General features: G+C 59.2%; 15 protein-coding genes. 9 read left to right on the forward strand and 6 right to left on the reverse strand.

Features of this window, described 5'->3' with window-relative positions:
- Window positions 1-24: 24 nt before the first annotated feature.
- A complete protein-coding gene (locus BM344_RS16290; RefSeq protein ID WP_139229657.1) occupies window positions 25-3,144 on the forward strand; it encodes a DUF6701 domain-containing protein in 3,120 nt (1,039 codons plus the stop codon).
- A gap of 61 nt (window positions 3,145-3,205) precedes the next feature.
- Here the strand turns inward: BM344_RS16290 and ntrC are convergent, their stop codons facing one another.
- From ntrC to glnA, 4 genes are all read right to left on the reverse strand, one after another.
- Window positions 3,206-4,633, reverse strand: a complete 1,428-nt coding sequence (gene ntrC / locus BM344_RS16295; RefSeq protein ID WP_091992243.1) for a nitrogen regulation protein NR(I) — start codon at window positions 4,631-4,633, stop codon at window positions 3,206-3,208.
- The gene (gene glnL / locus BM344_RS16300; RefSeq protein ID WP_091992346.1) at window positions 4,630-5,724 is read right to left on the reverse strand and encodes a nitrogen regulation protein NR(II); all 1,095 of its coding nucleotides are present in this window, start codon (window positions 5,722-5,724) and stop codon (window positions 4,630-4,632) included. Before glnL ends, ntrC begins: the two co-directional genes overlap by 4 nt.
- A gap of 252 nt (window positions 5,725-5,976) precedes the next feature.
- Window positions 5,977-6,501 (reverse strand): DUF4124 domain-containing protein, encoded by a 525-nt coding sequence (locus BM344_RS16305; protein WP_091992244.1) that lies wholly within the window; start codon window positions 6,499-6,501, stop codon window positions 5,977-5,979.
- A 188-nt stretch (window positions 6,502-6,689) separates the two neighbouring features.
- Complete coding sequence (gene glnA, locus BM344_RS16310; protein ID WP_091992245.1) at window positions 6,690-8,093, reverse strand: glutamate--ammonia ligase; 1,404 nt, start codon at window positions 8,091-8,093, stop codon at window positions 6,690-6,692.
- Window positions 8,094-8,666: 573 nt separating this feature from the next.
- Between glnA and typA the strand changes: the two genes are divergently transcribed.
- The 5 genes from typA to BM344_RS16335 all read left to right on the forward strand — a co-directional run bounded on the left by typA (window position 8,667) and on the right by BM344_RS16335 (window position 14,589).
- Window positions 8,667-10,478: a translational GTPase TypA gene (gene typA / locus BM344_RS16315; protein ID WP_091992246.1), complete on the forward strand. Its 1,812-nt coding sequence runs from the start codon at window positions 8,667-8,669 to the stop codon at window positions 10,476-10,478.
- A gap of 136 nt (window positions 10,479-10,614) precedes the next feature.
- A complete protein-coding gene (pip, locus tag BM344_RS16320) occupies window positions 10,615-11,577 on the forward strand; it encodes a prolyl aminopeptidase (protein WP_091992247.1) in 963 nt (320 codons plus the stop codon).
- A 92-nt stretch (window positions 11,578-11,669) separates the two neighbouring features.
- Window positions 11,670-12,116 carry a D-aminoacyl-tRNA deacylase gene (dtd, locus tag BM344_RS16325; RefSeq protein ID WP_091992248.1) on the forward strand — a complete coding sequence of 149 codons (447 nt, stop codon included), beginning with the start codon at window positions 11,670-11,672 and terminating at the stop codon, window positions 12,114-12,116.
- A 508-nt stretch (window positions 12,117-12,624) separates the two neighbouring features.
- Window positions 12,625-13,632, forward strand: a complete 1,008-nt coding sequence (locus BM344_RS16330) for a porin (protein ID WP_091992249.1) — start codon at window positions 12,625-12,627, stop codon at window positions 13,630-13,632.
- A gap of 90 nt (window positions 13,633-13,722) precedes the next feature.
- The gene (locus BM344_RS16335; RefSeq protein WP_091992250.1) at window positions 13,723-14,589 is read left to right on the forward strand and encodes a CYTH domain-containing protein; all 867 of its coding nucleotides are present in this window, start codon (window positions 13,723-13,725) and stop codon (window positions 14,587-14,589) included.
- Here the strand turns inward: BM344_RS16335 and BM344_RS16340 are convergent.
- On the reverse strand, window positions 14,580-15,746 hold the full coding sequence (locus tag BM344_RS16340; RefSeq protein ID WP_091992251.1) for a potassium channel family protein: 1,167 nt from the start codon (window positions 15,744-15,746) through the stop codon (window positions 14,580-14,582). The genes BM344_RS16335 and BM344_RS16340 overlap by 10 nt on opposite strands.
- Before the next feature lie 80 nt (window positions 15,747-15,826).
- Between BM344_RS16340 and glnE the strand changes: the two genes are divergently transcribed.
- The 3 genes from glnE to BM344_RS16355 all read left to right on the forward strand — a co-directional run bounded on the left by glnE (window position 15,827) and on the right by BM344_RS16355 (window position 20,231).
- Window positions 15,827-18,733: a bifunctional [glutamate--ammonia ligase]-adenylyl-L-tyrosine phosphorylase/[glutamate--ammonia-ligase] adenylyltransferase gene (glnE, locus tag BM344_RS16345; protein ID WP_091992252.1), complete on the forward strand. Its 2,907-nt coding sequence runs from the start codon at window positions 15,827-15,829 to the stop codon at window positions 18,731-18,733.
- Window positions 18,734-18,809: 76 nt separating this feature from the next.
- Window positions 18,810-19,736, forward strand: a complete 927-nt coding sequence (locus tag BM344_RS16350; RefSeq protein WP_091992253.1) for a branched-chain amino acid transaminase — start codon at window positions 18,810-18,812, stop codon at window positions 19,734-19,736.
- 87 nt (window positions 19,737-19,823) lie between these two features.
- Window positions 19,824-20,231: a DUF6165 family protein gene (locus tag BM344_RS16355; protein ID WP_091992347.1), complete on the forward strand. Its 408-nt coding sequence runs from the start codon at window positions 19,824-19,826 to the stop codon at window positions 20,229-20,231.
- Between the two features lie 99 nt (window positions 20,232-20,330).
- On the opposite strand, the gene BM344_RS16360 is transcribed toward BM344_RS16355, so the two are convergent.
- The gene (locus tag BM344_RS16360) at window positions 20,331-21,395 is read right to left on the reverse strand and encodes a glycosyltransferase family 9 protein (protein WP_091992254.1); all 1,065 of its coding nucleotides are present in this window, start codon (window positions 21,393-21,395) and stop codon (window positions 20,331-20,333) included.
- Window positions 21,396-21,437: the final 42 nt, after the last annotated feature.

Here is a 21,437-nt window from a genome sequence, read left to right on the forward strand (position 1 = left end):
GGCTCCGTTGCGAGCGCGGAGATCGTGCTTTCCGCGAACAACGATCCGGATGGTCCGGTAACCGTGAATGTGGGCGACACGGTCTACCTCGAGGTGACGGCAACGGGTTGCGAAAACGTGCAGGGTAATAACGGCGTCTGGCGGGATAACTGGGTGAACGCAGGCGACCCCGAGCAGCAGATCTTTGGAACCAGCCCCTGCTCCATTCCAGCTTTTGGCCGAACGGTCAGCTACGGTTCCCCGGGCACTTATACTGTCGAGTTTATTTCCGAGTACTGCCGAAATTACCGATTTGGCGATTGCAGGACAGGATGGATCGAAGACCAGCGCGATTCCATCGTCGTGATTGTTCTGGATCCGCAAGCCCTGACCTGTTTTGACGACGACTATTCCGCAAACGGTCTGGCCCCGGAAGACTGGGTCACGTCTGTTGCCAGCGGCAGCTTCACGCCCACCGAGATCAATGGACGTCTTCGGATGACGGAAGCGCGATCCAACCAGTCCACTGCCGCCACATTGCAACGGGAAATTCCGGGTGCCGAAAACCTGGTGATCCTGCAGTTCGACTACTACGCCTATGGTGGTAACGGGGCAGATGGAATTGCGGTAGTTCTCTCGGATGCCGGGGTCACCCCACGGCCCGGCAGTTTTGGCGGCTCCCTGGGTTATGCTCAGCGCAACAATGGTGACGCCGGCTTTGCCGGCGGCTGGTTGGGTATCGGCATTGATGAGTATGGTAACTTCTCGGCGGCTACCGAAGGTCGACAGGGGGGGCCGGGCAGAATCCAGGATTCCGTTGCCATTCGCGGGTCGGGATCAGGCAACAGTGGTTATCGCTACCTGGACGGAACCGGGCGTCTGAACCCGGGTATTGATGCCACAGGACAAAACAACCCTCACCGGTATCGCATCACTGTTGATTCCCGGACCGCCGGCGAGGCCATCGTTTCCGTGGAGCGAGACACCGGCTCGGGGTTCCAGCAGCTGATTGCGCCGTTCAACGTGCTGAACGAACCAGGGCAGGCCGCTGTGCCAGAGAACTTCCTGCTGTCGCTGACCGGCTCCACCGGCGGTTCCACCAACATTCACGAACTGGATAACGTGGAACTCTGTGCGCTCAAGCTGAACCCGGTCGGCGCTCAGGTCGATCATTTCGAAATTGTCCACGACGGTGTTGCCCTGACCTGCCAACCCGAAACCGTGACCATCCGGGCCTGTGCCAACGAGGACTGTGAGGCGCCTGACGGCCTGTTCACCGATCCGGTGACGGCTACCCTGGCACCGGCCAGCGGCTGGAAAGGCGGCAACCAGATCAGCTTTTCCGGTGGCGTTGGCCAGGCCACGCTCCAGAACACCAGTGGCGGTGTGGTCACCCTGGATGTGGTGGGTTCGCAGCCTTCGACCCGTCCCCAGTCCGTCACCCTCTGTGACAACGGCAGCGGTACGCTCGCCTCGAACCAGTGCCAGCTCGAGTTCTTCGAGTCTGGCCTCGCTTTTGATGTCCCGGATCTGATTTCCCATCGGCCGTCCGGTCCGGTCGAGGTCCGGGCCGTCCGGCAGGACGAGCAAAGCCAGGCGTGCGTACCGGCGTTTGAGAACGTTACTCGCCCCGTGCGTTTCTGGTCGACCTACTCTGACCCGGGGCCAAACGGACGCCCCGTGAGCCGTCCGGCTGCGATCAATGGGTCAGATATCAGCGGTGATTCCGCCAATCCTTCGGTGGTTGACCTGGATTTCGGCCCGGGCGGCATCGCTGAGATTGAGGTGACTTATCCCGATGCTGGCCTGATGCAACTGGATGCCCGCTATGTTGGCTCGGCTGCTACCGATGACGACGGGCTGGTGATGCCCGGGGCGGACCTGTTTACTAGCCGGCCTGCCGGGCTTTGCGTGCGCACCGGCGGCGAGTGTGCCGCCGGGGATAGCACCTGCCCGACGTTCGTGCGGGCGGACGAGGAATTCGACCTGTCGATTACGGCCGTTGGCTGGCAGAGTGATACCGACGCCGACCTCTGCCAGGGCAACCCGGTAACCCCGAATTTCCGCCTGCTGGATATACCCCTGACGTCTTCGGTGCAGGCACCGGCGGGGGGCGCCGATGGCGTGTTCGATCCGGTCAGTTACACCCACACCCGCTCGGCAAGCGCCACCGAAACGGTTCGGGCGCGGGTTTCTGAAGTGGGTGTTTTCGAATTCTCTGCCACGCCAACGGCCGGCTCCTACCTTGGCCTGACCCCCGACGGAGGCAGGAGTCAGCCAACGGGCCGCTTTTATCCGGATCGGTTTTCCGTTGCGGTGGATCCTGGAGAAGTAGGCCCTGTTTGCAGTACGGGCGCCCCGTTCACCTACATCGGCCAGAGTTTCGGGTATCTGGCCACGCCCAGCCTCACCATCGAGCCGCTCTCCGTGGCCGGCACCCGCACGCGAAACTACACGGCGCCCGGGTTCCAGCGGCTAGCCGCGGCGGGTGTGGTCAGGAGTTTTCCTGGCCAGGATGCCTTGGCGACTGACCAGGCTGGGAATGCCATGGCGGTGACGTCCGCTGTGTCTACCGGCGCACTGACCGTGACCGAACCGGGTTTGATGACCTACACCTACGATCTGGGCGACAGCTTTGACTACCCAAAATCGGCTGCGGCCCGCATCGCCCCGTTTTTCCCCGAACTGCCGTTCTCGGTTGACAACATAACTGACAGTGACGGGGTAAACGCCGAGCAGCCGTCCTATCCCTTTACGCCGTTGGCAGCGTTTGAGATGTATTACGGTCGCCTGGTGATGGAGAATGTCTACGGCCCAGAAAATATTGAGGCGCTGGAGATGCCTTTTCGGGTGGAATATTGGGACGGTGCCCGCTTCGCTGTGAACACGGCCGACAGCTGTACCGACTGGAGCACCGCTGATATCAGCAACACCGCCAACCATCACACGCTGGTCACCGACTCAGGCAAATTCACGGCGGGCTCCGCAGGGCCGCTGATCCTGCAGCCAAATGGAACCCAGGGAACGGACACCCTGGTCTGGGCCGTCGAGCAATGGCTGCGCGACGACGAGGATGGCGATGGTACGCTCGACAACCCGGTGGGTTTGGCCACCTTCGGCGTGTTCCGTGGCCACGACCGGGTGATTTACTGGCAGGAGCCATAAAAAAGGGCAGGACTGCCGTCCTGCCCTGAAGCGTTCGCGAACCCCGGCGGTTCGCCAATCGTCAATCTTCTTCGTGCTCTGGATGATCCATGCCCAGTTCGTTGATCTTGCGGGTCAGGGTGTTCCGTCCCCAGCCGAGCAGGATGGACGCATCCCGGCGACGACCGCCGGTGTGCTTGAGGGCGGTCTCAATCATGATCTTCTCGAATTCCGGTACGGCGGTATCAAGGATGCCTCGCTTGCCCCGCTTCAGCTCCTGCTCGGCCCAGTTCTTCAGACCCTCCTGCCAGGTCGTGCCGGTGGTGGGCGTCTCCGCCTGGTGCAACAGTTCGGGCGGCAGATCATCTATGTGAATCTCGCGGCCGCTGGCCATCACCGTCAGCCAGCGGCAGGTGTTCTCCAGTTGGCGAACATTGCCGGGCCAGGGCAGGGTAGTCAGGTACTCTTCGGCCTCTTCACGCAGGATCTTTGGCTCTACGGCCAGTTCCTTGGCCGCCCGCTTCAGGAAATGCTGCATCAGGCGTGGGATGTCTTCCCGACGCTCGGCCAACCTGGGCAGATGCACCCGGATGACGTTCAGGCGGTGGAACAGGTCTTCCCGAAAGTTGCCGGCCTGAACCAGTTTTTCAAGGTCCTGGTGCGTGGCGGCAATAATCCTGACATCCACTTTGATGGGGGTGGTGCCGCCTACCCGGTAAAACTCGCCATCGGCCAGCACGCGCAGCAGCCGGGTCTGGGTATCGGCGGGCATGTCGCCGATCTCGTCCAGGAACAGGGTGCCGCCGTTGGCCTGCTCGAACCGTCCCTGTCGCGCAGCGCCGGCGCCGGTGAAGGCGCCTTTTTCGTGGCCGAAGAGTTCGGATTCAATCAGGTCCTTGGGAATGGCGGCCATGTTCAGGGCAATGAACGGATGACTCGCCCTGGGACTGTGGTTGTGCAGCGCCTGGGCCACCAGCTCCTTGCCGGTACCGCTCTCGCCGTTGATCAGCACCGTGATGTTGGAGTGAGAAAGCCGGCCGATGGCCCGGAAGACCTCCTGCATGGCCGGTGCCTCGCCGATGATTTCGGCGCTGCGCTGGGCACTCTCCGTCTGGGGCTCGCCACTGGCCCGTTTCTCGTGGCTGTGAGCCACGGCCCGTTTGACCAGAGCAACGGCATCGTCGACATCAAAGGGTTTGGGCAGGTATTCGAAAGCGCCGGTCTGGTAACTGGTCACCGCGCTTTCCAGGTCGGAATGGGCGGTCATGATGATGACTGGCACATCCGGGTGCACGTCCACGATCTGGGACAGCAGGGTAATGCCGTCCACGCCCGGCATCCGGATGTCGCTGACAATGGCATCGGGCTGCTCGTGCTCGAGCCGCATCATGATGCTTTCTCCGCTGTCAAAAACGCGGGGCTGCATACCGGCCTGGTTCAGGGCGCGCTCCAGCACCCAGCGAATACTGCGATCGTCGTCAATGATCCAGACGTTTGCCGGTTGGCTCATGGGGTGTCCTCCAGGGGCAGGAAGATGATGAAGTCGGTTCGGCCCGGTTCGCTCTCGCATTCAACCAGTCCGTGGTGTTGTCCGATGATGCTCTGGGTAATGGACAGGCCCAGGCCGGTGCCGCTGGCCCGGCCGCTGATCATCGGATAGAAAATGTTTTGCAGTAGATCCGGCGGGATGCCCGGTCCGTTATCAATGACATCCACCCGGCACACCAGCTTGTGTCGGCGATGGCCGATGGTGAACTGGCGCAGCGTCCGGGTTCGGAACGTGATGGTGGGCGGTTCGCTGGCTGTGTGGCCGGCCTGGTTCTCGAACGCGGCCTCCATGGCATTACGGGCGATGTTCAGAAACGCCTGGATCAGTTGCTCCTTGTCGCCCCGGAATTCGGGAATGCTGGGGTCGTAGTCTCGGCTGAAATGCAGACGGCCCTTGCTCTCGGCTTCAAGAAGGGTGCCCACCCGCTCCAGTACTTCGTGAATGTTGGTGGGCGCCAGCTTCAGGGCTTTATTGGGGCCCAGCATGCGGTCGACAAGGCTTCTGAGGCGGTCGGCCTCATCAATGATGACCCGGGTATACTCGCGCTGGTCCTCGCTGTTCAGTTCCCGGTCCAGAAGTTGGGCGGCGCCGCGGATACCGCCAAGCGGGTTCTTGATCTCGTGGGCCATGCCACGCACCAGGATGCGGGTGGTCTCCTGCTGGGAAATGATGTCTTCCTCGCGGCTGATGCGCATCAGGCGATCCCGGGGCTGGATTTCAATCAGCAGCTCGGTAGGCTCGAGGCTGATGGGTGTGACGGAGTAGTCGACGGTCAGGCGGGAGCCACTGGTGAGCAGGAATTCGGCCTCACGACGGGTGTAGGACTGTCCGTTGCGTACCGCCGCAAGCAGGGTCTTCAGGGCGTCTTCAGATTCCACCAGGATGTCCCGGAAGGGCTGGCCATGGCTCCGGGTCATGCTGGTTTCAAACAGGCTTTCGGCGGCCGGGTTGAGGTACTGGATATTCAGATTGTCCTCAAGCACCAGTACAGCCGTGGTAAGGCTGTCCAGAATGCTTTTGTATCCGACTGGAGTGGCCGAGGGCAGAGCCATGCGTGAATCCCGTTGGTTCGACATGAGATGACCTCCGGAGTTTTGCAAAAAGCGAACCACATTGGTGTCGATGGTCGAATGAACGGGCGAAGTGCGGGCATTGGAGCCCATCAGCGCTGAAATGTGCCAAAAGCTGGTGCAGGAAAGGCAAAGCGAAATGACCAGCCCGGACTGAGCGCCCCGTTGCTGGTCAGAGTATGGCTTTTTTCTGGTGCGCGCGCACCAAAATAGTGCGCAGCCGATGGGGCGGAATCAGTTGAGGACGGATGGCCGGTGCACGGTGAAGGAAATGCCAGGTCCGGTTTTCACCTGAACGCCGTTTTCGTCAACGATGTGAACCCGGGCCTCATGGGTTCCCCGGAACACATTATTCACGGTAATCGATCCGGAGCTGCTCTGGCCAACGGGCTGGCCATCCAGGGTTACTTCGTACTTGTGGCCCGGCTGCAGGCCTGGCGTGCTGGTTACTTCGAACTGAATGTCGCCGCTGCCGCTGTAAAATGCCTGGTTGTTCTCAGGGTAATTGAAGGACACGCTGTCATAGGCGGCGCCCTCTCTTCGAACCTCTTCCCGCAGTTTGTCGGTTTCCTGAACCACCTGGGGTTTCGGCAGGGTAATTGTGGTGACCGGTTTGACTTCGACCGCCTCTGAGCCTTCGGACGGTTCGTCGGAGTAGGTGACGTTGCCGTAGGCATCGACGTTGCGATAGACCTCGGCGAATACGGGAGTGGCCAACAAAACAAAGAGGCCGGCAACCAGCCCAGACTTGGGATACATACGCTCACCTTCTATTGGGTTTCCCCGATTATCGGCGGCGCACTAAACCATTTCAACGGCCGGGCACACGGATGTTCGTTACATATCGTTAAGGGCGGCAGGCACTGTGGAGCAGCTCACAAAAAAGCCCCGCACAGGGCGGGGCTTCGATCTGCTGTTCTCTCCGGAGACACGCTCCGGCGAGCGTTTTAGCAGGAGTAGTAGAGCTGGAATTCGACCGGGTGAGTGGTCATGTTCAGCTTCTCGACTTCGCCACGCTTCAGATCCACGTAGCCCTTGATCATGTCTTCGGTGAACACGCCGCCACGGGTCAGGAACTCGTGATCCGCTTCGAGGCAGTCCAGGGCCTCGGACAGAGTCTCGGCAACCTTCGGAATGTTCAGGGCCTCTTCCTTCGGCAGGTCGTACAGATCCTTGTCCATGGCATCGCCAGGGTGGATCTTGTTCTGGATGCCGTCCAGACCGGCCATCATCAGTGCGGCAAACGCCAGGTACGGGTTCGCGGACGGATCCGGGAAGCGCACCTCGATGCGACGGGCCTTCGGGCTGCTCACGTACGGGATTCGGATGGAAGCGGAGCGGTTACGGGCAGAGTAGGCCAGCATAACCGGAGCTTCGAAACCGGGAACCAGACGCTTGTAGCTGTTGGTGGCCGGGTTGGTGAAGGCGTTGATAGCCTTGGCGTGCTTGATGACGCCGCCGATGTAGTACAGGGCAGCTTCGCTCAGACCAGCGTAGCTGTCGCCGGCAAACAGGTTCTTGCCGTCCTTGCTCAGGGACATGTGCACGTGCATACCGGAGCCGTTGTCACCAACCACCGGCTTGGGCATGAAAGTGGCTGTCTTGCCGTAGGCGTGTGCCACGTTGTGCACGCAGTACTTCAGAATCTGTACTTCGTCGGCCTTGCGGGTCAGGGTGTTGGCACCAACGCCGATTTCACACTGGCCGGCAGTACCCACTTCGTGGTGGTGTACTTCAATTTCCAGGCCCATGGATTCCATGGCGGCACACATCGCGCCACGCAGGTCGTGCAGGCTGTCAACCGGCGGAACCGGGAAGTAACCGCCTTTAACGCCCGGACGGTGACCGATGTTGTTGCGGTCGAAGTCTTCGCCGGATACCCAGGCTGCTTCCTCGGAGTGGATGTGGTAAGAGGCACCTTGCATGTCGACGTTCCACTTAACGGAGTCGAATACAAAGAACTCAGGCTCAGGGCCGAACAGGGCACCATCGGCAATGCCGGTGGACTTCAGGTATTCCTCGGCGCGACGGGCAACAGAGCGCGGATCACGCTCATAACCCTGCATGGTGGAGGGCTCCACAATGTTACAGGTAATGTTGACAGTCGTTTCTTCGGTGAACGGATCCAGAACGGAAGTTTCGTCATCCGGCATCAGGATCATGTCGGATTCGTTGATGCCTTTCCAACCGGCGATGGAGGAGCCGTCAAACATCTTGCCGTCGGTGAAGAAGTCCTCGTCCACTTCGGTGGCGGGCAGAGTTACGTGCTGCTCTTTACCACGGCTGTCGGTGAAGCGCAGATCAACCCATTTGACTTCGTGTTCTTTGATCAAATCAACTGTCTTGGACATTGTGCATGCTCCGTTAGTTATACCGCACAGGCGGCTGCATTCATGTTCGTGGTGCCGGATCGCCCGCCCTTGCGGGTTCCGATCGGTTTCTCAGGTTTGCGCAGCTTAGCAAATGCCAGTGACACTTACCTGCAAATTTCGGCTGATTTGGGTAAAGCAAGGTGCTTGCCAATTTTTGGGGCATGCTCCAGAACAGCGCAACTGCGAGGGTTTGGGGCATGGCGTCGGCGCCGAGCCAGAGTCAGTTACGCCTGGCGCACCAAATCAGTGCACTAACATGGTGCATTTATTGTTTGTATGCATCAAAAGAGTGCGGGGTGCGCGCCGTGGCAAGTTGGGTAAAGAATAGGCGTTTTTCTTCATATTAACGACACAGACTTTTCGATATACTGCGCGCCGCTTCATTTTCACCCTGCCTTTTTTTGATCCCGGATCGAAAAGTTCCGTGCAGGGCGCCGGGCAGTCAGTTCCGGCGAATGAATTCATTTTACGGATTTGAGACGGCATGTGCCGGGGCCCTCCCCTGCGAACGACCTTCTCAGGTCATTGAGTGCATGCCGCAGGATACTTTTTGTGATTGAGAAACTTCGTAATATCGCCATCATCGCCCACGTCGACCATGGTAAAACCACTCTGGTAGACAAACTGCTTCGCCAGTCCGGCACCCTTGACCGCAAGGAACTTGAGAGCGAACGGGTCATGGACTCGAACGACCAGGAAAAAGAGCGGGGCATTACCATTCTGGCAAAGAACACCGCCCTGAAGTGGAACGGTTACGACATCAACATTGTCGATACCCCGGGGCACGCAGACTTCGGTGGTGAGGTTGAGCGGGTGATGAGCATGGTGGATTGCGTGCTGCTGGTGGTGGATTCCATCGACGGCCCCATGCCCCAGACCCGCTTTGTTACCCAGAAGGCGTTTGCGGCCGGCCTGCGGCCGATCGTGGTGGTCAACAAGATCGACCGCCCGGGTGCCCGCCCGGACTGGGTGGTGGATCAGGTGTTTGACCTGTTCGATAACCTGGGTGCCACCGATGAGCAGCTGGACTTTCCGATCGTTTACGCCAGCGCCCTGAACGGTATTGCCGGCGTCGACCATGAAAACCTCGACGACAACATGGACGCCGTGTTCCAGGCGATTGTCGATCACGTGCCAGCCCCCAACGTGGACCTGGACGGCCCTTTCCAGATGCAGATTTCCCAGCTGGATTACAGCAGCTTCCTGGGTGTGATCGGCATTGGGCGTATCATGCGCGGCAAGATCAAGACCAATTCCCCGGTGACGGCCATTGGCGCCAACGGCAAGAAGCGTAACGGCCGTATTCTCAAGATCATGGGCCATTTCGGCCTGCAACGGGTCGAGGTGGAAGAAGCTCAGGCTGGTGACATCGTCTGCGTCAGCGGTATGGACGAGCTGTTCATCTCCGATACCCTGTGCGATCCGTCCAATGTGGAAGCCCTGCCGGCCCTGACCGTGGACGAGCCCACGGTGTCCATGACCTTCCAGGTAAACGATTCACCGTTCGCCGGCAAGGAAGGCAAGTACGTGACCAGCCGCAACATCAAGGAACGTCTTGAGAAAGAGCTGCTGCACAACGTGGCCCTGCGGGTGGAAGAGGGTGATTCCGCCGACAAGTTCAAGGTGTCCGGTCGCGGCGAACTGCACCTGTCTGTTTTGATCGAAAACATGCGTCGCGAAAACTTCGAACTGGCCGTGGGCCGTCCTGAAGTGGTCATCAAGGAAGTGGATGGCGTCAAGCAGGAGCCCTACGAAAACGTGATCGTAGACATTGAAGAGCAGCATCAGGGGGCCGTGATGGAGCAGATGGGCCTGCGCAAGGGCGATCTGACCAACATGGTACCGGATGGCAAGGGCCGCATGCGGCTGGATTACACCATCCCCGCTCGCGGGCTGATCGGTTTCCGGAACACCTTCCTGACCATGACCTCCGGTACCGGCATCCTGACCTCTACCTTCAGCCACTATGGCCCGATCAAGGTGGGTGATGTGACCAGCCGCCAGAACGGTGTGCTGGTCTCCATGGCCACGGGTACCGCGCTGACTTATTCCCTGGAAACCCTTCAGAGCCGTGGCAAGCTGTTCCTTGAGCCGGGCCAGGAAATCTACGAAGGGCAGCTGTGCGGCATTCACAGTCGCGACAACGACCTGGTTGTTAACCCCACCAAGGCCAAGAAGCTCGACAACATGCGTGCCTCTGGCAAGGATGAGGTGATTGGCCTGGTGCCCCCGATCAAGTACACGCTGGAACAGGCTCTGGAGTTTATTGATGACGATGAGCTGGTCGAGGTAACCCCGAAATCGATCCGGCTCCGGAAAAAGCTCCTGACCGAAAACGAGCGCAAGCGGGCCAACAAGAAGTAAGGTCTGCACTGTGTCTACAAGGCCGGATGTTTTCAGCATCCGGCCTTTTTTATGGGTGCCTGCGTGATTGTCCCTTTCCGGCAGCTATCGGCTAAACTCCCGTTAAAATCCTTTCTTTCTCTTGTCGGAGTGTCCGATGCTCACCCTGTACCCTGAACTCAAGCCCAACGCCCAGCACCGGCTGGCCGTGGAGCCGCCCCACGAACTGTACGTGGAGGAAAGCGGCAATCCCGACGGCATTCCAGTGCTGGTGGTTCACGGTGGCCCGGGTGGGGGCTGCGAGGACTATCATCGCCGGTTTTTCGACGCTGAGCGGTTCCGGATTATCCTCATGGATCAGCGAGGGGCGGGACGGTCGACTCCGCTGGCGGAGCTGCAAGGCAACAGTACTGACCGACTCATTGAAGACATGGAAGCGGTGCGCGCGTTTCTCGGGGTGGACCAGTGGCTGCTGTTCGGTGGCAGCTGGGGGTCGACACTGAGTCTGGTCTACGCCCAGACGCATCCGGAGCGTGTCCTCGGGCTGGTGTTGAGGGGAATTTTCCTCTGTCGTCCGAGAGATATCCAGTGGTTCTACCAGGACGGTGCCAGCCGCGTGTTTCCGGATTACTGGGCGGATTTCGAAGCGCCCATTCCTGAGCATGAGCGCGCGGATATGGTATCGGCTTATTACCGCCGTCTTACCAGCGCCAACGAGCTGGAGCAGATTCAGGCCGCCAAGGCGTGGTCGGTCTGGGAGGGGCGATGCGCCACCCTGCACCCCAATCCCCGGGTTGTCGAGCATTTCGGTCACCCGCACGTGGCAATTGCGCTGGCCCGCATTGAATGCCACTACTTCATGAACAATGCCTTTCTCGAGCCGGACCAGATTGTCAGGGATGCTGCGCGCCTCGCCGACATCCCCGGCATTATCGTGCACGGTCGCTATGACATGGTGTGCCCGCTGGAGAACGCCATTGCCCTCAGTCAGGCATGGCCGCAAGCCGAGCTGCAGATCATCCGGGATGCGGGCCATTCTGCGTCTGAGCCCGCCATCGTCGATGCCCTGATGCGTGGCGTGGAGTCCGTTGTGGCAAAAACGGGAAAAAGTGTCGGCTGATTCTCGCTTTCGGGGTTGCGGCCGGACATTACCGCCGATACACTTTTCCGCCATTGAGAACATCTCTCGTTCACGCCACCCCAAGGAAGTTGATGAAAGGGCTGATTCAGCGCGTTACGGAAGCCAGTGTTACCGTCGATAGCGAACGGGTTGCCTCCATCGGCGACGGTTTACTGCTGCTACTCGGCGTCGACAGGGACGATGGTGAGAACGAGGTGCGGGAATTATGCCGGAAGGTCATTGCTTACCGAGTGTTTCCCGATGAATCCGGTCGTATGAACCACAGTCTCGCCGACACAGATGGCGCTCTCCTTGTGGTTCCCCAGTTCACGCTTTCAGCCGATACCTCCTCCGGCACCCGTGCGAGCTTCTCCCGTGCGGCGGCCCCGCAGCGTGCAAGAACCCTGTTTGAGGCTTTCGTGGCAGAGGCCCGGGATTCGCTTGGCTCTGACAAGGTGGGCGCAGGTGTTTTCGGCGCAGACATGAAGGTTGGGTTGGTAAACGATGGGCCGGTGACTTTTCTGCTTGAAGCGGGTTGATGCTGCAAAGACCTTTGCACCAATTTCGGGCACAGCGGTGTGTGTGGCGTTGAAGTAGTGCACGAATTGGCTGGCTCGTCGCTGATTCGTTGATACGGCGGTACGATTTTTGGTTTATATTTCTGATATGAAAGGTTTTTTTAAGGCTTGGCCCCGGAATTGAAACACATGTGTCACAAGCAGTTTCAGGGGGTTCGGGCATAAGAGCGGCCCACGCAGATGCTAAACGAACTAAAAACGCCGACTTAAAAATTTGCAAAAGACGATTGGTTGTATTAAAACACGGTTATCACACAGAGCTTGAAGAAAGATCTGTAAGTGTTTGAGCTGTATAGACCTGACATTTGTCGGGTTTTTCAGAAAAAGAAGAAAAGTTACTTCGATGTCACAAAAATGACACAGAGGTAATGCAGAATCGGCCTCATCCAGCCTGACTGGTGATGCCTTAAAAAATCGGGATAAGAACCCGTCGCTAAAACCTGAGTTAACTCAAAAAGGAAGACGCAACATGAAAAAAACGCTCATCGCATCTGCTATTGCAGCCGCTACCTTCTCCGGTTCTGCGCTGGCCCAGATGGATATGTCTGCTTCCGAGCTGGCTGCCAAGATGGACTCCATGCCGCAGGTTTACGGCAACATCCAGCTGGTTGTTGCTCACAGTGATGTTGAAAACGGCGAATCTGAGCTGGGCCACTACGACAACGGTTCCACCATCGGTGTGAAGCACGACCACGTACTGGCTCCGGGCATCACCGGCTTCTTCAAGGCCGAGCTGGAGTTCGACGCAGACCAAAAGGCTGGCAATGGCGGTCTGAACGCGTTTGACGAAGCCTACATTGGTGTTCGTGGCGACAGCTTTGGCCAGATCTGGGTTGGTTCTGACGATTCCACTTATGAGAGTGCGATCGACGAAATCGCCAACTACTACGAGTACGCGTCACTCAACCTGAGCAATGACAACTACTACGACACTGGTGAAGGCGACCTGATCCAGTACAGCTCTCCGAGCTTCGGTGGCCTGCAGCTGCACGGCGCTGTTCAGGTAAACGGTGACGGTGACAACAACGGTGAGAAATCTTATCCGTATCAGCTGGCCGCCACTTACGCTGTAGACGCGTTTGAACTGGCCGTGGCTATGGACTCCAACGATGGTGACTTCGCTTACTCAAGCGACACTGACCTCAGCGTCAACAACGAGAACACCTACGGTGTGCGTGGCAGCTACACAGCTGGCGATCTGCGCGTTACCGCTCAGTACCAGACCCGTAAGGACGTTGGCGACGTGTGGGGCCTGTTCGGTGGTTACTCCATGGGCGCGAACACCTTCGCTCTGTCCTACGAGTTCGCCGAGGCTGACAACACCAACGCCGAAACCTCAACCATCACTGCTCAAGCTCTGCATAACCTGTCTGACAACATGTACGTCTATGTTGAGGGTTATCTGAACAACGCTGACAGCGGTGCTGCCGACGTTGATACAACTGATCTCGCGATCGGCGGTGTTTACTACTTCTGATCAGCTAACCAGCTAATCTAGTAGTATGAAAACCGGCGACCTTCGGGTCGCCGGTTTTTGCGTTTATACAACCCGCAACAGGCTCTAGTGATGGCGACGGAACTGGAAATCAAACTGAGTGTCTCGGAGCATGCCCAGGAGCAGGCCGTTCAATGGCTCGCCGGGCGGACTGACGTGCATTCCGGTAAAACCATGGATCTGGTCAATCGGTATTTCGATACACCCGACGGAGTGCTCAACCGCTCGAAAGCAGCGTTGCGGATTCGCAAGGCCGGCGATGCCTTTATCCAGACCCTGAAAACCCGGGGCGAGTTTGTTAACGGTGCCCATGCCCGTGAGGAGTGGGAATGGCTGCTGGATGGCCCGGATCTCGATCTTGACCTGCTGGCCAACACGCCTTTGCATCACGCGCTGGACCTCAGCGAACTGGGCGTCGTGTTTGAAACCAATTTCCAGCGCCGGATCTTCTGGTTGCAACAGGATGCCGGCATGATCGAAGTGGCGGTGGACTCCGGTTTTATCCTGGCTGGCGACGAGCGCATGCCACTGCACGAAATCGAGTTTGAGCTGAAATCCGGGTCCCCGGAAAGCCTGGTGAACGCGGCGCTGGCACTGGCGGACGAGGTGCCCGTATTCCTCAATCTCGTCAGCAAGGCCGAACAGGGTTACTGGCTGGCCGGTCTGTATCATCCTCGGCTGGAGGGTGAGCACGAGAGGCTGTCGGTAACAGAGTACCTCAAGGCGCTAGGGCATGGCTGGTTGCTGGATAAACCGGTGCCAACCCAGATGCTGGACCTGTCGCGGGTAGCGGGTGCCGCAGAGGCCGCAGGCTGCTCGGAACTATGGCGCCAGGTGAATGATGAGCTTTCCCGCGGCGTTCTGGTTCGGGAGTTTGCGGAACGCGCCACGCTTATGGGCCGGCTGCAGCTGCAGTTGGCCGCTGTGGGTCAGGGGTGAGCGTTTTCTTCGTCCGCGTCTTTACCGGCGCCGCTGTGGGCTTGCCATTGTTTCAGGAAGGCGCGATGACGCTCCAGCGCCTCTTTGACCGCGTCCACATCGGGCGTCTCCGCGGATTTCACCAGCACGATTAAGCCCTTGCCTTCAATTTCCCGATCGGTCGGTGGATGACAGATGACCTCGTTATCGTCATCGATATACGCGAGGGCCGTGCCGATGCCGTGACGCACCAGTGCGCTGACAATGTCGGCCCAGTTAAGGTCGTCGAGGGTGAGATCGTACCGGTGCGGGTGATCATGCTCGTAGTTGAACATGTCTTCCAGCACTTTCTCGGAACCAGGTGCCACCACCGAGCGAACCATGATTTCCGGGTAGGTGCGGACAGGGCGGATAATGGTTCTCACACCCAGCATCTTGAATCGTCCACGGTTCTCGTCGTTAACGCATTCCACGATGGTTCGGTTGCCCAGGTTCAGCTCGGTGAGTCGGTGGGCAATGTCAAACGTCAGGCTGTCCGAGTAAGGATCCGCCTCATCGGCGGCCAGAACGATGACATGTCTGGCACTGCCCGCGTGAACCGCCTTCAATGATTCTGGTTCAAAGCCGGCACCGTGATAGTGCACAACACCGATGTCTGACAGCTCCGTCGGGAGGCCGTTCGGGAACTGGCGCGTCAGGATCATGATCGGGATGGTCTGGTAATCCGGAATCGAGCGAATCTGCGTGGCAAATCGCATGAAATACTGCTCGCCGCCACTTCTCGGTGTGTTGATGATCACGATATGGTCATTCATTTTGTAGATCCACTTGCCCATCAGAATGCGTTCCCGGCGATAGAACCGGTACTCGATAAAGTCACTGACAATCAATGTCAGCAGGGTGATCGCGCCCACGAACATGATCAGTATGGTACTTAGCCGGCCTAACGTGGTCTTGGGGGCGAAGTCGCCATAGCCCACCGTGGACACCGTGGTCATGGTGATCCACACCGATTCGAAAAGGCTCAGGCCCTCAACCGCCCAGATCACCAGTATCTGGAGGGTAAGAAGTCCGGCCAGCAGCAGGAACAGGCGCTTCATGCGCTCGCGGATCAGGCTGCCCATGGGCAGGTGAGAGCCCTGATGTTCCGGATTGAGGGGGCGGCGGTTTCGCTGCATCCGTCTGTTCAGCCTGTTCAGTTGCGGTAGAGTAGGGTATAGAGTACCGGAAATATAACAGAGGAACAGGGGGTTGCATTATGTCCGAGCCATGGCAGGGCTTGCCGGAACCACTGGCGGACGACGTTGCCGGATGCTGGCACTCGGTGTTTCCAGAGGGCGTTCCGGGCTGGCTTGTCTCGCCCGAGGGTATGAGCGAGACGGTGATTGCCACCGCAATCTCCCGAAGCCTGTTTTTGCGCCAGACGTTGCAGCGCCACCTGGAGCACGTCCGGGCGCTGCTTGACCCGCGCCCCCTGACCGAGCCCACCACGCCGGATTACCTGAACAGTCGCTGGCAGGAGTTCCTGGGTTCGGTGGATGGAGAACCTGCGCTACACACGGCCCTGAGACAATTCCGGATGGAATCGCAGTTCCGGATCATCTGGCGGGATCTGATGCGCTGGGCCGACCTGGCCGAAACCATGGCAGCCACAAGTGCCTTCGCCGATACCTGTATCGATGGCGCCCTGAACTGGCTGTACCGGGATTCCTGTGAGCAGTACGGCACACCGCGGGGCGCCGATCCGATCACCGGGCAGGAATCCGACCAGAAAATGGTGGTGCTCGGAATGGGCAAGCTCGGCGGGCGGGAGCTGAATGTTTCCTCTGACATCGACTTGATTTTTGCATTTCCGGGCAAGGGCGAAACCGTGGGCGGTCGTCGTTCCCTGGATAACCAGCAGTTCTTCGTACGTCTTGGCCAGCGCCTGATCCAGGCCCTCGACCAGATAACCGCCGACGGCTTCGTGTTCCGGGTCGATATGCGCCTGCGACCCTACGGCCAGAGCGGAGCCCTGGCCCTGAGCTTTGCCGCCCTCGAAACCTATTATCAGGACCAGGGCCGCGACTGGGAGCGCTACGCCATGGTCAAGGCCCGCGTCGTGGCGGGAGATCAACGGGCAGGGCGGGTGCTGATGGACAGCCTGCGGCCCTTCGTCTACCGCAAGTACATTGACTTCAGCGCCTTTGAATCCCTGCGCAGCATGAAGGCGATGATCAGCCGGGAAGTACGCCGCCAGGGCATGGAGAACAACATCAAGCTCGGCAGCGGCGGTATCCGCGAGATCGAATTCGTGGTGCAGGCGTTCCAGTTGATTCGCGGTGGACGCGACCGTGAGCTCCAGCAAAGGGAGCTGCTGGTGATTCTCAAGGAGCTGGAGGCCCTGGAGCTGCTGCCGCCTTCGGTTGTGCAGGAGTTGCGGGAGGCTTACATCTTCCTCAGAAATCTTGAGCACGCGCTGCAGGGCATGGAGGACAAACAAACCCAGCTGTTGCCGGAAGATGCACTGGCCCGGGCGCGGGTTGCCGCCATCATGGGCTTTGATAGCTGGGATGAATGCGACCAGGCGCTGCAGGCCCACCGCAAGCGAGTTGCCACCCATTTTGCGAATATCATTGCCACCGAGGATGACGACCAGGAAGACCGGGACGCGCCGGAGGAGGGCTGGCAGGAGATCTGGCTGGCGGAAATGCAGGAAGCAGCTGCTCTGGAATGGCTGAAAGCCCGCGGCTACGAGAAGCCTGAGGCGACCCTGGCCGAGCTGGACGAATTGCGGGCCAATCGTACCGTGCAAACCCTGCAGACCCAGGGTCGCCGACGGTTGAACCAATTCATGCCGATGCTGCTGGCCAAACTCACGGAAGTGGAAAATCCGTCGGAAACCCTGTCCCGGGTGCTGCAGCTGGTGGAAGCGATCCTGCGTCGAACCGCCTACATGGTGCTGCTGCTGGAAAATCCGGGGGCCTGCACCCAACTGGTCCGGCTGTGCAGTGAGAGTCCCTGGATTGCCCGACAACTGGCGGAGACGCCGTTGCTGCTGGACGAACTGCTCAACGCCGAGAGCCTGTATCATCCGCCGGCGAAAGCCGAGCTGCAGGATGACCTGCGCCAGCAGATGCTCAGGATTCCGTTCGAAGATCTGGAAGAGCAGATGGAATCCCTGCGTCACTTCAAGAAGGCCCATATCCTGCGCGTCGCCGCCTCCGAACTCAAAGGCACCTTGCCGCTGATGAAAGTCAGCGACTACCTGACCTGGATTGCCGAGGTGGTGCTGGACCATGTGGTGGAGGTGGCGTTCGCCAATCTGGTGAGTCGTCACGGCTACCCACGCCGCGCTGATGGCTCAGCGTGCGAGACGGACTTTGCCATCATTGGTTACGGAAAACTGGGCGGCATCGAGCTGGGCTATACCTCCGACCTTGACCTGGTGTTCGTGCACAAGGCCGATCCGGAACAGGTCACCGATGGTGACAAATCCATCGATAATGCGGTGTTCTATACCCGGCTGGGGCAGCGAATTGTCCACATCCTCAATACCCAAACGCCCTCTGGCCAGCTGTATGAGGTGGACATGCGACTGCGGCCGTCCGGAAATTCCGGGCTTCTGGTCAGCACGCTCCAGGCCTTTGAGAAATACCAGCGCGAAGATGCCTGGACCTGGGAGCACCAGGCCCTGGCCCGGGCTCGGGGCGTGGCTGGTTGCAAAGATACCCTGGAGGCGTTTGAGGCCATTCGCCACGACATCCTGTGCGAAAAACGGGATCGGCAGAAGCTGCGCGATGACGTGGTGGATATGCGTGAAAAGATGCGGGCCAGCCTCGGTACGCCAGAAAGCCAGCAGGCAGAGGTGTTCCACATCAAGCACGATACCGGCGGCATTGTTGATATCGAATTCATGGTGCAATACCTGATGCTGGCCTGGTGCTTCGAACATCCTGAGCTCACCCAGTGGTCTGACAATATTCGTCAAATGGAAGAGCTGGGCCGCGCCGGGGTACTGGCGGTTGAAGATGCCGAAAAACTCCGGGAGGCCTTTATTTCACTGCGCTCGACCATCCATCGAAGGGCCCTGCAGAACCTGAACAGTCAGGTGGCCGGAGACGCCTTTCCCGACGAGCGTGACTACATCCGCGCCATGTGGAAAAAAGTGATGATTGAGACCTGAGGCAAATTCAATTCGGGCGGACTTTCCTGCTAGAATGCCGGTTCCCCGAAAACGGCTTTTTTAGGAGCAACGTAGCATGTCGATGGCTGATCGCGATGGCCTTATCTGGCTGGATGGTGAAATGGTTCCCTGGCGGGAAGCCAAAACCCACGTCCTGACCCACACCCTGCATTACGGCCTCGGCTGTTTCGAGGGCGTGCGGGCCTATAACACCGCGAACGGGCCGGCGATTTTCCGCCTGAAAGAGCACACCGACCGGTTGTTCCGCTCCGCGCATATCCTGAACATGAAGATGCCGTTCAGCAAAGATGAACTGAACGAGGCGCAGCGGGCGGCGGTTCGCGAGAACAATCTGGACGAAGCTTACCTTCGCCCGATGGCGTTCCTGGGATCCGAGGGTATGGGGCTGCGGGCCGACAATCTGAAGGTGCACGTGATGGTGGCGGCCTGGAGCTGGCCTTCGTACATGTCGCCGGAAGCCAAGGAAATGGGGATCAAGGTGCGCACCTCTTCCTACACGCGCCACCACGTCAACATCACCATGTGCAAGGCCAAGGCCAACGGTAACTACATCAACTCCATGCTGGCCCTGAACGAAGCCATTTCCGGCGGTGCCGAAGAGGCTCTGCTGCTGGACAACGAGGGCTACGTGGCCGAAGGTTCCGGCGAGAACATCTTCATTGTGCGCGATGGCGTGCTGCACACCCCGGAGCTGACCTCCTGCCTGGAAGGCATCACCCGGGCCACCATTATCGATTTTGCCCGTGATCTCGGCTTGACCGTGAAAGAGCGTCGCATCACCCGGGACGAAGTCTATGTGGCGGAAGAGGCCTTCTTCACCGGCACTGCTGCTGAAGTGCTGCCGATTCGTGAGCTGGACGGCCGGGTCATCGGCGCCGGTAAGCGGGGCCCGGTCACCGAGAAGCTCCAGGGCATGTACTTTGATGCGGTGAAGGGCAAGCTGGCCCAGCACAGCAACTGGCTGACCCACGTCAAGGGTTGATCATAGCCGGTATCGCGAGCCGCCGTTGACTGACACAGCCCGGCGGCTTTGTTGTTTCAGAATTCCCCGAACAGGCAGGGCAAGACCATGGCAGACGTAATCAAGGTTCCGGTATCTTTCGGCGAGGTGCTGGACAAGATCACCATTCTCGAAATCAAGTCAGAGCGCATCAAGGACGAGGCCAAGCTGAAGAACGTGCGTCTGGAACTGGACGAACTGAGCGCAACCTGGGACGAGGCGGTGAAGGACAAGGCCGCAGAGATCGCAGATCTGCGCCGACAGCTCAAGGCCGTAAATGAAGAGCTGTGGGTCATCGAGGACGATATCCGGGACCAGGAAGCAGCCCAGGATTTCGGTGCCCGTTTTATCGAACTGGCCAGGGCCGTTTACGTAACCAATGACAAGCGTGCCGCCATCAAGAAAGACGTGAACCTGGCGCTGGGCTCACGTTTTGTGGAAGAGAAATCCTACCAGGATTACACCGCACGCAAGTAAGGTGGCAGCCGCCTGACAGCCTCGAACGGCGCCGGGTCAATCAGGCCGGTAGGTCGGATTAGCAAAGCGTAATCCGACAAGACCCCACCGGCGCCCGAGTCAGTCAGCTCGTGGCGCCGTTGTTGTTTCTGGCGCAGGGTGCGCCTCAACCCACCGATCCAGCATTGCTGTGGCATCCGCCACTGTAATCAGTTCCATCGCCCCCTCGAATTCGGCCTTCGCGCCCCAGCGCGCCTGCTCCACCGACTTTCCGGTGAATTTCTGCAAAGCCTCGGGGTAGCGGTTCACGCACCACTCAAGGGAATTATAGGGGCCGGAGCGGCAGGGATTGCTGGCGGCAAACAATCCCAGAACATCGGTTCCAACGGCACTGGCAATATGCGCAGGACCCGTGTCAGGAGCCACGACAAGGTCGGCCCGGGCCAATAGCGCGGTCAGTTGTTTCAGAGTGTCCTTGCCGCAGATGTTGTGGGCTTTTTCCTTCATGGCGGATTCAATGGCCGCACAGTATTCGTTCTCGAAGGGGGCGGGGCTACCGACCAGTATGACCTTCATGCCATGTTTCTGAATCGCATGGTCGGCCAGCTGTGCGTAGCGCTCCGCTGGCCAGTTCCGCAGGATATGACTGGCACAGGGGCTGATCACCAGGTTCCGGCGGTCGGTTGCCAGTTGTGCCACGGCGAACGCGTCATCCTCATCAGTGAGGGGGATCTGCCAGCGGGGCGGGGCGGGCTCAAGCCCCAGCGGCTCCAGGAAACTGGCGAGACAATCACGCACGTGCTGCTCCGGCGCCGGCTTGATGCGGCGGTTGATGAAGAGGCTGTGCAGGTCCTTGCTCCTGGCCTTGTCGTATCCGACTCTCAGCCTGGCTGGAATACAGGCCGACGCCAGGTTGGCCCGAAACGCCACCTGCATATGCAGCAGTGCGTCGAACCGCCGGCCTTTTAGCTTCTGGCGTAACTCCGCGTAGCCCTTGCGACCGGCTTTCTTGTCGAAAACGATGAATTCGACACCCGGGAGATCACCGATCAGTTTTGCCTCGATCTTGCCAATCACCCAGGTGATTGCAACGCCGGGGATTTGCTCCTGGAGGCTCAAGACAACCGGAATTACGTGGGTAACATCGCCGATGGCGGACAGGCGCAGAATGCAGATGGACTTCATCAGAACAGTATCCGTGTCAGGGTGGTGCCCGGTGCTGTGGAG

This window comes from Marinobacter gudaonensis (assembly GCF_900115175.1).
Classification (GTDB): Bacteria; Pseudomonadota; Gammaproteobacteria; order Pseudomonadales; family Oleiphilaceae; genus Marinobacter; species Marinobacter gudaonensis.

Coding starts and splice junctions, on each gene's coding strand:
- pip (WP_091992247.1), top strand. CDS start 10,615: ATGCTCACCCTGTACCCTGAACTCAAGCCCAACGCCCAGCACCGGCTG.
- dtd (WP_091992248.1), top strand. CDS start 11,670: ATGAAAGGGCTGATTCAGCGCGTTACGGAAGCCAGTGTTACCGTCGAT.
- BM344_RS16350 (WP_091992253.1), top strand. CDS start 18,810: ATGTCGATGGCTGATCGCGATGGCCTTATCTGGCTGGATGGTGAAATG.
- BM344_RS16355 (WP_091992347.1), top strand. CDS start 19,824: ATGGCAGACGTAATCAAGGTTCCGGTATCTTTCGGCGAGGTGCTGGAC.
- glnE (WP_091992252.1), top strand. CDS start 15,827: ATGTCCGAGCCATGGCAGGGCTTGCCGGAACCACTGGCGGACGACGTT.
- BM344_RS16305 (WP_091992244.1), bottom strand. CDS start 6,501: ATGTATCCCAAGTCTGGGCTGGTTGCCGGCCTCTTTGTTTTGTTGGCC.
- BM344_RS16340 (WP_091992251.1), bottom strand. CDS start 15,746: ATGCAGCGAAACCGCCGCCCCCTCAATCCGGAACATCAGGGCTCTCAC.
- BM344_RS16330 (WP_091992249.1), top strand. CDS start 12,625: ATGAAAAAAACGCTCATCGCATCTGCTATTGCAGCCGCTACCTTCTCC.
- BM344_RS16360 (WP_091992254.1), bottom strand. CDS start 21,395: ATGAAGTCCATCTGCATTCTGCGCCTGTCCGCCATCGGCGATGTTACC.
- glnA (WP_091992245.1), bottom strand. CDS start 8,093: ATGTCCAAGACAGTTGATTTGATCAAAGAACACGAAGTCAAATGGGTT.
- glnL (WP_091992346.1), bottom strand. CDS start 5,724: ATGGCTCTGCCCTCGGCCACTCCAGTCGGATACAAAAGCATTCTGGAC.
- BM344_RS16335 (WP_091992250.1), top strand. CDS start 13,723: ATGGCGACGGAACTGGAAATCAAACTGAGTGTCTCGGAGCATGCCCAG.
- ntrC (WP_091992243.1), bottom strand. CDS start 4,633: ATGAGCCAACCGGCAAACGTCTGGATCATTGACGACGATCGCAGTATT.